A 14,207-nucleotide genomic window follows, 5' to 3' on the forward strand; every position below is an offset into this window, starting at 1 on the left:
AGAATCTATTACCCTGGCTTGGCTGTAATTTTACCGGTATTTATTGTCTAAAAAATCAGATAGTTTCTTACGATATTCTACAGTCCTCTGAATTACTATTGAGGTACCTTGACCAGTCCAATATTTTTCTACATTTTCATTTGTATAATAGTATTTTGCAGGACGAAGTGTTCTTATAGAACGCTTTTTGTGAATATCTAGCATATCCATCAGTAGAATCATCAATACCATCAGCTATGATGAGCATTTCTCGATATTTTGTTAATTTTTCTTTTTTTCTATTTTGTGCTGCTTCTTCCGCTTCTCTTTCTTCACTGCGTTCATTTCATTCACAACAATAGTTTGATCACTTATCAGAATATTGATACTACTAAATGTGATTTCTAATATTTATTAGATAGATATCCAAACATTTATCTGTTTCACATTTTGATTAGTATCATTTATAATGTTTAGTGAATGGAAGGGAAGATAATGAAAATAAAATTATAAGTTATTAATTTTATTTTCATCACTTACATGATGCTTACCGTCATCACGATGTGCGGCTGTTATTCTTCTAAGAGAAAATTTCAATAAAGTAATATCTAACTATATAACTTAACAAAATTTAATTGCCACACCACCTGTTAAAATGTTCAAAAGCTTATTTGCGACAATACCTTGCTCGTAAGTATCGAAAAAAAGATAATAAAATGGATGGAATAGCAATCCTACTCCATAAATAAACTATATGTATATATATACTGTAAAGGTTATAGTGTAATTTTTTTACTTTGATTAACTGGCATTGCTAAACCAGTTACTAGTAGACCATAAAGATGTGGCAAAGAATTTACTCTGAATATAGGACCCAATGAAATCTTCAAATTATCATTTTTTACTATATAAGATGTAGAGCTAATCAAGCCCATTCCGTTCGTAGTATTATCCTGGGCCAATTTTACAGATATTCCACGTGCGTGAAACCTCGTAAACCTCGTGCCAAACCCACCATATTATAACTCCTAGTTATAATCATGGCAAAAGCAGAATGAGCAGAGATGACTAACAACCAGGTGAGTATAGAAAAAGATATGCTATTTTTTTATAAAGAATCTCAAATTTAAATTTGTTACTATTGTATAGATTCAAGTATTTTAGTTATCTCCTGATTTACTCTTATAATAGGAAGTGTACCATCTATTTTATAATAATTGGTATGACCGCTTAATTCACGTTTATAGTAATTAATAACTGGTTCAGTCATTTTATGGTATTCAATAAGCCGTTTACGCACAATATATTCTTGATCATCTTTACGAATAGTTAATATTTCACCAGTTACATCATCCCTATTGTGTACTTTAGGAGGATTGAGTGTTACATGATAAGTACGTCCTGAAAGAGCATGAATTCTACGACCTACAATACGTTTGATAATTAAATTATCCGGAACCTCTAACTCAATTACACAGTCAATATTAAAACCTGCTTCTCGTAAGGCAATTGCCTGAGGCATAGTACGAGGGAAACCATCTAATAAAACACCATTTTTACCTTTTTTGTTATTAATATACTTTTTTACTAACGCGATCATTAGTTCATCCGTTATGAATTCACCCCTATTCATCAGAGATTGTACTTTATTATTCAAATGACTATCTTTTTGTACAGCATCTCTTAAAATATCCCCAGTAGAAACTAATAAAAGGTCGTATTTATTTTTAATAAAATGAGCTTGTGTCCCTTTTCCAGCTCCTGGAGCTCCTAATAAAATTATATACATTAATATAATCCTTTTAGTTTTTATAAATGAAAGTCACTGAAATAGGAGCTAAATTAATTTTTAATCTATCAACCAATGCCTGCTGCTATATTTAAATAAACAGGCATTAGATCAGTTAATAATTATGCTACTAAGAGTTTATTTATACGTTGAATAAATTGGTTAGGATTATCTAAAGTCCCTCGTTCAGCTAATAAAGCTTGATCTAATAACAATTCTACCCATAATGAAAAAATATTTTCATCTTGTATATCTATCATGCGTTTAACTAAAATGTGTTCGGAATTTAATTCAAGAATGTATTTTACTTCAGGGACTGTTTGTCCCACCGCTGCAAAGAGTTTTACCATCTGAGTACTCATATCATTAGTATCGGTTATTACGATAGCAGGAGTATCAGTTAAACGATGAGTCAGTCTTACTTCTTTTACACGCTCACCTAATATATTTTTTACTCGCTTAATAAAAGGCTGTAATGTTTTTTGTTCTTCTTTATCTTTATAGGCATCATTACTCATCAATTTGTTAAGTGAATCATCTACCTTACTTACAGATTGAAATTTTTTACCTTGAAAATCCAGTATATGACTCATCATCCATTCGTCAATACGATCAAATAATAATAATACTTCAATTCCTTTTTTATAAAAAATTTCTAAATGAGGACTACTTTTTGCTGCAGCATAACTATCAGCAGCAATAAAGAAAATTTTTTCCTGATCCTTTGGCATGCGAGAAATATATTCATCTAAGGAGACATTTTGCTCAATACTATTATTATGAGTAGTAGAAAAACGCAATAATTTTACAATATTTTCTTTATTATTAATATCTTCAGCTGGTCCTTCTTTTATAACTAAACCAAACTCTTTCCAAAAGAGCTGATATTTTTCAGTATCTTGTGTTAATTTATCAAGCATTTGTAGCGCACGCTTTACTAATGCATTGCGCAAGCTGTGTGTTACACGATTATCTTGTAAAATTTCACGTGATACATTTAGCGGTAAATCATTGGAATCAATTAAACCACGTATAAAACGTAGATAGTGAGGCATAAACTGTACAGCATCATCCATTACAAATACCCTACGTACGTACAGTTTTAAGCCATGTTTATGTTCTCTATTCCACATATCCCAAGGAGCACACTTTGGAACATAAAGCAAACTAATGTATTCTTGTTTTCCTTCAACTCTATTATGACTCCATACTAGAGGATCATTATTATCATGAGTAATATGTTTATAAAATTCTTTGTATTCTACCTCACTAATATCTGATTTATTACGTATCCACAAGGCTTCTGCTTTATTAATTTTTTCCCAATGTATTCCCTCATTTTCGTTCTTTTTAGTTCTAATTTTTACAGGTAAAGATATATGATCAGAATATTTACTAATAATATTACGTAAACGCCAATCTTCTAAAAATTCTTCTTCTCCTTTTTTAATATGTAGAGTAATATCTGTACCCCTATCTGCTTTGGAAATATTTGCTAAAGTATATTCTCCTTGTCCTAAAGATTCCCAAAATACACCTTGATCTGCTGAAAGACCTGCTGCTCTAGTCTTTACGGTCACTTTATCGGCTACTATAAAAACCGAATAAAATCCAACTCCAAATTGACCAATTAGGTTCCTATTTTTTTCTGGATCGTTACTAGTAATGGATTCTAAAAAAGTTTTCGTTCCTGATTTAGCAATAGTTCCTAAGTTTTCAATTACTTCTGTTCTAGTCATACCAACACCATTATCGCTTATTGTTATAGTACTATTTTCTTTATCAACAGAAATGAGTATATTAAATTCACCATTTTTTTCGTATAGAGCAGGATTAGATAGAGCATGAAATCGTAGTTTTTCTATAGCATCGGAAGCATTAGAAATTAACTCTCTTAAAAAAATTTCTTTATTAGAATAGAGTGAATTGATCATTAAATGTAGAAGTTGCTTTACTTCTGACTGAAAAATATGTGTTTCTTTTTTTTTCATATCCATAAACTATTTCACCATAATCGTATTTAATTAACTTAGTCTTGAAAAGGAATGTGGTCACATAAAAGTGAAGCAATTATTGATGTACTGGTATGTTATTTTAACAGGTTTTTGCTTACCTAAACTAAAGAATACAAAAATTACCTTAAGCAATACTAGTAACTAATTTTGAAGCTAACCAATAAATTATTTATAATTTTTATTAAAAAAAATTCAGATCTGGCGGTAATTGCATATCACTAGTCAAAGAGGACATCTTTTCTTTTTGTTTTTCTTCTATACGACGAGTCGCATCATTAAAAGCGGCTGCTATTAAATCTTCTAACATTTCTTTCTCATCTTTTAATAAACTAACATCTAACTCCACTCGGCGACAATTATGAGCGCCATTAACTGTTACTTTAACTAAACCTGCACCAGATACTCCTGTTACTTCTATATCAATTATTTCTTTTCTTACCTTGCTCATTTTATCTTGCATTTGCTGAGCTTGCTTCATTAGATTATTCATACCGCCTTCAGAAAACATAATTTTATCTCTTTGTTTAAAATTAGCAATTGGTTTAAAGTGGTTTTATACTTTCTTCCTCTAAATCTGAAGAAAAAAAGGTACGTAATACTTGAACTTTACTATCTTTGGCTATTGATTGAGTAACTTGCTCAAGTTTTTCTTTATAAATAAAATTTTGCCATTCTATTGGTGTTAATATTTCAGGATTATCATCTTCAATAATCGATAATTCAATTTTATTACCTAGTAATTGACTTAGAGCTGATACTAGGGTTTTCTGAGCAAGTACTGTGTGAAGATGACGGTGACTAGAACGTAAATGTAAACATATATGAGGTAATTTTTCTTCTTTCCACGAATTTAAAGCTAATAACCGTACCATCTGTGGCAGTTCTAAGCTGTCAATTTGTGCCGCCCAGACATCCCTTTTTTGAGATTCTCGAATTAATAAAGAAATCCATTCTGCATATTGTTCTCTTTTAGTGTTATCAATACATGGGGATAAAACTGTATTAATATTAGTAGAGTTATTTAAGAATTTTTCTGGCATTAATTCTTTTTTTTCTGATACATCTGAGTTTTTTTTAAGTTCTTTTTTATAAGAATTTACATATGGAACCAGAGGTTTATAAATATCAACTCCTTCATCACAAACAATTTTTTTTTGTTCTTTTTTACTAATTGACTCAGGTATTTCAGAAAATTTTTCTGTATTATATTGATCAATCATTTCACTAATATTAGAAAGTCTTCCACTTGGTTTAGGCATTAAATCTTTTTCATTCTTTAATATTATATTATTATGATGACATATTGGAGTTTCATCGATTCTTTCTTGTTGTTTGAATGTAATCGCGCGTAATAAGATCATTTCAACACCTATACGGGGATTAGGAGCTAACATTAAATCTTTACGTCCTACTGATAATATTTGATAATAAAGTTGTATCTGGTTAAAAGATATTTTACGAGATAATTCTTTTAACTCAGTATCATATTTTATATACCTATTATCACCTAAGGAATTAGGTAAAAACTTTAGTATTGCTATTCTATGTAATAAACTTAGCAGTTCAGCGAGAATTGCATCCCATTCTATACCATATAAGGCTATTTGATCTAATAAATCTATACTATATGCTACATTTTTTGTAAATAGTGCTTCAATTAATTTTAAAGGTTTTTCATCATCTAATATGCCTAATATGAGATTTACATTTACGGTATTAACTTTACCTAATCCCATAGCAATAGCTTGTTCGGTTAAGCTTAATGCATCTCGCATACTGCCATTAGCAGCATATGCTAATAATCTTAACGCCTGTAGTTCATATACAATTTCTTCTTTTTCTAAAATAGATTGCAATTTATGAAATATTTGATCAACATCCAAAGCTTTTAAATGAAAACGTAAACAACGAGAAAGAACAGTAATAGGTAACTTTTGAGGATCCGTAGTTGCTAGTAAAAATTTAACATGCATTGGTGGTTCTTCTAAAATTTTTAACAATGCATTAAAACTATAGCGAGATAACATATGTACTTCATCGATGAGATATATTTTAAACCTCCCTCTTACGGGTACATATTGGACATTCTCCAATAATTCTCGAGTATCTTCTACTTTAGTACGAGAAGCAGCATCTATTTCAATTAAATCAACAAATCTTCCTTGTTCTATCTCGAGACAATTAGCACATTTACTACAAAATTTTGATGTAATACCAATTTTACAATTTAAGCCTTTGGCTAATAAACGAGCAATCGTGGTTTTTCCCACTCCACGAGTACCAGAAAATAGATAAGCATGATGTACCTTATCCATAGATAAACTATTAGATAATGCAGTTAAAACATAATCTTGGCCAGCTACATCAGTAAATACTTGAGGACGCCATTTACGGGCTAGTACTTGATAATACATTATATTTTTCATTTCTTATATAAATGAATTCACTTAGTTTACTTATAAGTTATTTACATACTGACATATTAATTTTATTATTAATAGCTCGATAAATTAACTAAACAATAAGTTTTTATTCCTAATGCTTTTAAGCGTTCTGTACCATTTAAGTCAAATAAATTAATTACAAATGCAGCATCCTGTACTTTGCCACCAGCCCGTCTAATAAGTTTCACAGCTGCTTCAATAGTACCTCCTGTAGCTAAGAGATCATCTACAATTAATACTATATCTCTAGATGAGATAGCATCTCGATGTAATTGTAACTTACTAGTTCCATATTCTAATGCATAATTTTCACTAAAAACTTTACGAGGTAGTTTACCTGGCTTACGTACAGGTATAAATCCTACGTGTAATCCCAGAGCAACTGGAGCTCCGAATAAAAAACCTCTTGCTTCTGTTCCTACTACTTTTGTAATATTTCTATATTGGTAGTGCTTTACTAATAAAGCAATAGTAGTAGCATAAGCATTAGCGTTTTTCAGCAACGTCGTGACATCTCTGAATAAAATTCCTGGTTTCGGATGATCTCTAATATTTGTTATACTATTTTTAATAAGTTCAGATTGTTGTGCAGTTATAATCATATATTCACGATTAATCTTCATCCACAACTAAAATAAGATATTAAGGCACCTTCAATTTCAATAAAGGATGTGTGTTCTTATTTTATATATATAGTGTGAAATTAGCAAGGGAAATTATAATTAATTCATTTTTATCACTTTTGGCTGAAAATATTTAAAGATATATATTTACATTTAAAATAATTTTTGAATCTTTCAGTAGAATTACTTAATATATTGGTGTTAATATATACTAAATATTCAGTGTCATTATTAAATATAATTAAATAAAGATATGCACTTAGATTGTATTGATATAACATAAATTAAGAAACTATGTATATAGTTCTCTATATAATGTTTGATACCAATCAATCTATTTAATTTTTAAAAATTAAGTTGTTATTATCCATTAGTAATTTAATAATGAGAAGCTCTATTTACTATATCATAACACATAAATCATTTGTTACGGCTGCTTCCTTCCGGATCTGACCGAGTTCACAAATTATTATTGCTAGACTAATAATAGAGCTTCTCTTTATCAAAGATTTTAAATAATACATGGCAGTATGTTATATATACTTAACAAATATGTCAAATTATTTTTTTTATAACTATAAATTATCTCAAAAAAGATATATCTTTCTACTGAATCAGCTATATTCATTACAGTAATTAATAAATTTGAAAAATTCACCATACAATTATTTGCTATATATAAAATACACTAATTAATGATTTGATATTGTTATTAACATACTCGATGCACTATTGACGATACCAGTAGTACAATCGATAAATTACATTGCATATTTACCATACTTAATCTTTGCTTTTTCATATAATGCTTGTAATAGTGTATTAATTATGATTGTTCTGTCGTATGCATCTATATTTTTTATAATTTTTTGATATTGTTCAGTATTTCCTTGGTCTGTAAAAACTTTATCGAGAGCAATTAAAATTATATGACCATGAGAATCGTCCATTAACTCATAACGTTTCCCTTTTTCTGGTTTTGGAATAGTAAAAACTTTTTGTGATACTAAATCTTTAGTATTAATATCTGTTACTTGTAATTTTCCAAAATGTAGCTTAGCTTTTTTAAAGCTATCATATTTCCCTACATTTAAATCCTCTACTATTTTTTGTCCTTGTATTTTGGCTTGTTTTATAGCTTGGTTATATTTTAAATAACTAACAATTTTATTTTTTACATCTTTTAAAGGTATAGTAGTTTGTGGTGTATATCCATCTAATTTTGCAATAAAAGTCGTATAATCATCCGTTCCAATGATATTAATACTTTTATTGGCTTTATTTTTTTCTTCTAAAAAAATATTCAAAAGTGAATTTTTTACAGATTCATTATTAAATTCTGCCGGAATATTATTCAAATTAAACCAATTAGTTTTTACCACTTTTATTTTTGCTAATTTTTCAATTTGAGAGATATTGGCATGGTTCTCAATAGCTTTAACAATTTTTTGCTGTAACTGAGATAAATAAGTTAATTTTTTTTGTTCTATAATTTGGTTTACAATAGTATCACGTACTTCTGTTATCGATTTAACATGTTTGCGTTGTATACCTTCTAACTTTGCGATTATAAAACCAACCGATAATTTAATGGGATCAGAAATTTGACCTATTTTAGTCAAATTAGCTTTTTTAAGTTCTTCGGGAATGCGCGCAGGTTCTACCCATCCTAAATCCCCACCTTGAAGATTTGAAAGAGGATCAATAGAATATTTTTTAGCTAAAAGAGCAAAATTTTCTCCATTTATTAATTTTTTTATTATCAAATTTGCTTGATATTTAGTTTTAGTTTGAATAATTCTATAATGATTCAACGGAATCTGAAGATATTCATCCTTGTTTTGATTATACCAATTTTTAATCTCTAACTCACTGACAATAGGTTCTTTTACATTAGCTACATCTAATAGTATATAACTTACTAAAAATTTTTCTGGTTGCAGAAACAAACGCATATTGTTCTTATAATAACTAAGAATATCACTATCACTAATATGTTGTGCTTTAATTAATTTATCAATACTTAGAGCCGCTGTTCTAAAATTACGTTTTTGTTGAGATAAATTCAAAATCTTTTCTGATTCAGATTTTAATATAAAATCTGAATTTGTAATTGAGCTAAGTAGATTTTGCATTGATAAGCGAGCCCGTAATAATTTTATATATTGATCAACTGTCAAACCCATTTGAGCTATTTTATTCTTATACGTTGCATTATCAAAACTTCCATTAACTTGAAAGTTTTCTTCATTTAAAATAAATTGTTTAATTGTATAATCACTTACGGAAAATTTTAATTTTTCAACGTATTGATGTAATAAAATGTTTATAATAATTTGTTGCAATACGTAAAAATAAATATCTCTCCGAGTAGATTCATCTGATGTTGACCATAACTGATTTATATCATTATCTAATATTGATTTAATTTGTAAACGACTAATTTTATATCCATTAACTGAGACTGCATAATCGTCATTATCTATTCCGAGCAAATAATTATTGATTACGCCAGTCAATCCAAAAGTTATTAGTATAACTATTAACAATAGTTTGACTGTTATATTATTAAATACCGTGTGCAAATTACTTATCATGACAAAATTCAAATTGATTAATTTATATATTAAATATACATAAATATTCCATTTTATTATACAGTAATAATGTTATATTATAGTACTGTGATAATATAAAATTTATCAATAATATAACTTTAAACTATAGATTTTTTAATCTATCGTATTAAATATGAAAATCCAATCCTAATAATTAGCATTATTTCTTAACTACAGCTAACTTTAGTACTTCTTCAATTAGTTTAACTGGATAAATTGTCAAATTAGCAATTATATTTTTGGGAATTTCTTCTAAATCCCGTATATTCTCATGGGGAATAATTACAGTTTTGATACCTCCACGATGAGCGGCCAGTAATTTCTCTTTTAATCCTCCAATAGATAATATGTGACCCCGTAATGTAATTTCTCCGGTCATCGCCACATCTGATTTTACTGTATTACCAGTCAAACAAGAAACTAATGCAGTGCACATAGCAATTCCTGCACTAGGACCATCTTTAGGAGTTGCACCTTCTGGAACATGTATATGTATATCTTGTGTTTCGTGAAAATTACTATCAATGCCTAAATCATTTGCTCGTGCACGCACTACAGTTAGGGCGGCTTGAATAGATTCTTGCATGACTTCTCCTAAGGAACCGGTATAATTAAATTTGCCATTTCCAGGTATACAAGTTGCCTCGATAGTTAATAAATCTCCACCTACTTCTGTCCACGCTAATCCCGTAACTTGACCTACACGATTTTCATTATTTGCACGACCATAATCATAAAGTTTAATACCTAAAAATTTTTTCAAATTTTCACTATTAATAGTCATATGTTTGGTAGTTTTATCTAATAATAACATCTTCACAGTTTTACGGCATATTTTAGATATTTCTCGCTCAAGATTACGGACTCCAGCTTCTCTAGTATAATAACGAATGATGTCTATTATCGCATCAGGTTCGATAGTAATTTCCTCTTCTTTCAGAGCATTACGATGTATTTGTTTAGGAATTAAATGTTGCTTAGCAATATTTAACTTTTCATCTTCAGTATAACCTGAAAGTTTAATAACCTCCATTCTATCTAGTAATGGTGGTGGTATATTCATTGAATTTGATGTCGCTACAAACATAACATCAGAAAGATCATAATCCAATTCAAGATAATGATCATTAAAAGAACTATTCTGTTCGGGATCTAATACTTCTAATAGAGCTGAAGCAGGGTCACCTCGCATATCATGAGACATTTTATCAATTTCATCCAGTAAAAATAAAGGATTTGTAACACCTACCTTAGCCATTTTTTGAATAAGCTTACCAGGCATAGAACCAATATAAGTACGACGATGACCACGTATTTCAGCTTCATCTCTTACACCACCCAAGGCCATTCTTATATATTTGCGACCTGTAGCTTTAGCAATAGACTGACCCAATGAAGTTTTACCTACACCTGGAGGTCCAACTAAGCAAATAATTGCTCCTCTAATTTTATTTAGTCGAGTCTGCACAGCTAAATATTCTAATATGCGATCCTTAACTTTTTTTAAACCATAATGATCTTTATCTAATCCATATTGAGCTTTATTTAAATCTTTTTTTACTTTACTACGTACACTCCAAGGAATTTGAACGATCCAATCAATATAATTTCGTATAACTGTTGCTTCTGCTGACATTGGAGACATCATTCTCATTTTTTGTAATTCTGCTTCTACCTTCTTAAAAACTTCTTTAGGCATCTTCGTTTTATTAATTTTACGTTTCAATACTTCATATTCATCAAATGATTCATCTATTTCACTTAATTCTTTTTGAATTGCTTTCATTTGCTCGTTTAAATAGTATTCACGTTGACTTTTTTCCATTTGTTTTTTTACACGATTACGAATACGTTTCTCAACTTGCAATAAATCAATTTCTGATTCCATCATGGCCATTAGATATTGTAAACGTTCATTTACATCGAACATTTCTAATATTGATTGTTTATCGACGAGTTTCAATGGCATATGAGCTGCTACTGTATCTGCTAAACGTGCAGCATCATCAATATTGTTTAATGAAGTTAGTACCTCCGGAGGTATTTTCTGGTTAAGTTTTATATACCCTTCAAATTGACTAAGTGCTGCACAAATAAGTATTTCTTGTTCACGATCTTGTTTTTTGCTTCCTTCTGTATTGGAAATAATCATATATTCTATTTGTGCAACAAAATATTCACCATTATCAGATAAATTGGTGATATGGGCTCTTTGTAAACCTTCGACTAATACTTTTACAGTACCATCTGGAAGTTTAAGCATCTGCAAGATAGATGAAATAGTGCCTACTGAAAAAAGATCATTGGTACTGGGATCATCTTGCAAAGGTTCTCTTTGAGCCACTAATAAAATTTTTTTTTCTTCCTCTACTGCAGATTCAAGGCACCGAATGGATTTTTCTCTGCCAACAAATAATGGAATAACCATATGTGGGTAAACTACTACGTCACGTAGAGGTAATACAGGGATTTCAAGGTTTTTAGAACGCTCAGCATTCATAGAGCTCCCTCTTAATTTAGAGTCTACCAAGTGGCAATGCATTTTAAATGTGCAGTTAACCTACAGGTAATAATAACTGTATATTCAATGTTATAGATTTGATAAAATCAAAATAGAATACTTATTCTTCAATTAAAAACTCGTGAAGTTATTCCGGAGAAATATGTACTCCGTTATTTTCCTGAATAAAAGTAGCAGTACATTGTTCATTAATAACCAATTCGTTAATTATTACTTTTTTTAGCCCTTTCATAGAAGGCATATTATACATAACTTCCAGCAATGCTGCTTCTACTATAGAACGTAGACCACGTGCACCAGTTTTTCTTTGCATGGCTTTCTTAGCAATAGCTACTAGTGATTCCTCAAGGAATTCAAGTTCTACTCCGTCCAAACGAAAAAGTTCTTGATATTGTTTTGTTAATGCATTTCTAGGCTGACATAAAATTTGAATAAGTGCTTCCTCATTCAATGCATTTAAGGTTGTTATCACCGGTAAACGACCTACAAACTCTGGAATTAAACCAAATTTAATCAAATCTTCTGGTTCCACTTGAGAAAGTAATTCACTTTCTGATTGTTTATATGAGGGATCTTTTACTTTTGCACTAAAACCAATACCAGAACCGCTTTCCACTCTTTTAGAAATAATTGTATCTAAACCTGCAAATGCTCCACCACATATAAAAAGAATTTTGGAAGTATCTACTTGCAAAAAGTCTTGTTGAGGATGTTTACGTCCACCATGAGGTGGTACGGAAGCAACTGTACCTTCAATTAATTTTAACAAAGCTTGCTGTACACCTTCACCGGATACATCTCGTGTAATAGAAGGATTGTCGGATTTGCGTGATATTTTATCAATTTCATCAATATAAACGATTCCATGCTGGGCTTTGTGAATATCATAATCACATTTTTGTAGTAATTTGTGAATTATATTTTCTACATCCTCACCAACATAACCAGCTTCTGTCAAAGTAGTGGCATCCGCCATAGTGAATGGAACATTAAGTAAACGTGCCAGTGTTTCTGCTAGTAACGTTTTTCCACTACCTGTAGGACCAATAATTAAAATATTGCTTTTACCTAATTCTATATCACCAGAAGTCCTATCTTTATTAATTAATTTTTTATAATGATTATATACAGCTACTGACAACACCTTTTTAGCTGCTTCTTGACCAATGACATAATCGTCTAGGTGATTACGTATTTCATGAGGGTTAGGTAATGCCTTAATTTCATTAAGTGACATTTGCTTCATTTCTTCTTCAAGAATTTCATTGCATAAATTAACACATTCATCGCATATATATACTGAAGGCCCCGCAATTAACTTATTTACTGCATCTTGATTATGTCCGCAAAATGAACAGCATAGTGTTTGTTCTAAAATATTTTTGCGCTTATCTGTCATTGTAATTAATTAGCCTCTTTTTATATTGTTTATATTATATTGTCTAGCATGTGCTTATGATTTTATCATGTAAATAAATTATATAATTTATTTAATTAAGCAATATTTAAATATCTACTGGGAAGGATAATCAATATTACTGACGATACGTTAGAATAGCATCTACTAATCCATATTCTACTGCTTCCTTCGCTGAAAGAAAACGGTCCCGTTCAGTATCTATCTCTATTTTTTTCAATGGTTTACCCGTATGTTTAGCTATTAATTCATTCAATCGATGTTTCACTTGTAAAATTTCACGAGCATGTATCTCAATATCTGTAGCTTGTCCTTGATATCCACCTAATGGTTGATGAATCATTACACGAGAATTAGGAAGACAAAATCGTTTTCCTTTAGCCCCTGCTGTTAACAAAAATGCTCCCATGGAATATGCTTGTCCCATACAAATAGTACTAACGTCTGGTTTAATAAATTGCATTGTATCATAAATTGACATACCAGCTGTTATAACTCCACCTGGCGAATTGATATACAGATAAATATCCTTATCTGGATTTTCTGCTTCTAAATAGAGAATTTGAGCTACAACTAGATTAGCCATACGATCCTCAACCTGTCCTGTGAGAAATATTACGCGTTCTTTAAGTAAACGTGAATAAATATCATAGGAACGTTCACCACGTGAAGTTTGCTCAACTACCATAGGTATTAAAGTCATTGCATTATCTCTTCATTATCTATATATATTATTAGTAATACTTCCTTAAGTTTACCAGCCTGTTTCACTATACTGCTATTACATCAATAGACTTATTT

Annotated in this window: 11 protein-coding genes and 1 other RNA gene; all 12 read right to left on the bottom strand. The window is 30.0% G+C overall.

The window, feature by feature from the left end; genetic code table 11:
• Positions 1-30 precede the first annotated feature (30 nt).
• Positions 31-222: a hypothetical protein gene (locus ICMP_RS01665; protein WP_148310058.1), complete on the bottom strand. Its 192-nt coding sequence runs from the start codon at positions 220-222 to the stop codon at positions 31-33.
• 533 nt (positions 223-755) lie between these two features.
• A complete protein-coding gene (locus ICMP_RS03415; RefSeq protein ID WP_148310059.1) occupies positions 756-941 on the bottom strand; it encodes a hypothetical protein in 186 nt (61 codons plus the stop codon).
• 176 nt (positions 942-1,117) lie between these two features.
• The gene (gene adk, locus ICMP_RS01670; protein WP_041069263.1) at positions 1,118-1,768 is read right to left on the bottom strand and encodes an adenylate kinase; all 651 of its coding nucleotides are present in this window, start codon (positions 1,766-1,768) and stop codon (positions 1,118-1,120) included.
• 122 nt (positions 1,769-1,890) lie between these two features.
• On the bottom strand, positions 1,891-3,759 hold the full coding sequence (gene htpG / locus ICMP_RS01675) for a molecular chaperone HtpG (protein WP_041070080.1): 1,869 nt from the start codon (positions 3,757-3,759) through the stop codon (positions 1,891-1,893).
• Positions 3,760-3,964: 205 nt separating this feature from the next.
• On the bottom strand, positions 3,965-4,291 hold the full coding sequence (locus ICMP_RS01680) for a YbaB/EbfC family nucleoid-associated protein (RefSeq protein WP_041069266.1): 327 nt from the start codon (positions 4,289-4,291) through the stop codon (positions 3,965-3,967).
• A gap of 34 nt (positions 4,292-4,325) precedes the next feature.
• Positions 4,326-6,197, bottom strand: a complete 1,872-nt coding sequence (dnaX, locus tag ICMP_RS01685) for a DNA polymerase III subunit gamma/tau (protein ID WP_041069269.1) — start codon at positions 6,195-6,197, stop codon at positions 4,326-4,328.
• A gap of 80 nt (positions 6,198-6,277) precedes the next feature.
• Positions 6,278-6,829, bottom strand: a complete 552-nt coding sequence (apt, locus tag ICMP_RS01690) for an adenine phosphoribosyltransferase (protein ID WP_041070083.1) — start codon at positions 6,827-6,829, stop codon at positions 6,278-6,280.
• Between the two features lie 414 nt (positions 6,830-7,243).
• Positions 7,244-7,339: signal recognition particle sRNA small type (gene ffs, locus ICMP_RS03350), an RNA gene on the bottom strand.
• A gap of 272 nt (positions 7,340-7,611) precedes the next feature.
• Positions 7,612-9,447, bottom strand: coding sequence for a peptidylprolyl isomerase (gene ppiD, locus ICMP_RS01695; protein ID WP_041069272.1), 1,836 nt, complete (start codon positions 9,445-9,447; stop codon positions 7,612-7,614).
• Between the two features lie 181 nt (positions 9,448-9,628).
• A complete protein-coding gene (gene lon, locus ICMP_RS01700; protein WP_041069275.1) occupies positions 9,629-11,968 on the bottom strand; it encodes an endopeptidase La in 2,340 nt (779 codons plus the stop codon).
• Between the two features lie 148 nt (positions 11,969-12,116).
• On the bottom strand, positions 12,117-13,388 hold the full coding sequence (gene clpX, locus ICMP_RS01705; protein WP_052456818.1) for an ATP-dependent protease ATP-binding subunit ClpX: 1,272 nt from the start codon (positions 13,386-13,388) through the stop codon (positions 12,117-12,119).
• Between the two features lie 136 nt (positions 13,389-13,524).
• Positions 13,525-14,109 (bottom strand): ATP-dependent Clp endopeptidase proteolytic subunit ClpP, encoded by a 585-nt coding sequence (clpP, locus tag ICMP_RS01710; RefSeq protein ID WP_041069278.1) that lies wholly within the window; start codon positions 14,107-14,109, stop codon positions 13,525-13,527.
• Positions 14,110-14,207 lie beyond the last annotated feature (98 nt).

The organism is Candidatus Ishikawaella capsulata Mpkobe (assembly GCF_000828515.1).
In the GTDB taxonomy this organism is placed as follows: domain Bacteria; phylum Pseudomonadota; class Gammaproteobacteria; order Enterobacterales; family Enterobacteriaceae; genus Ishikawella; species Ishikawella capsulata.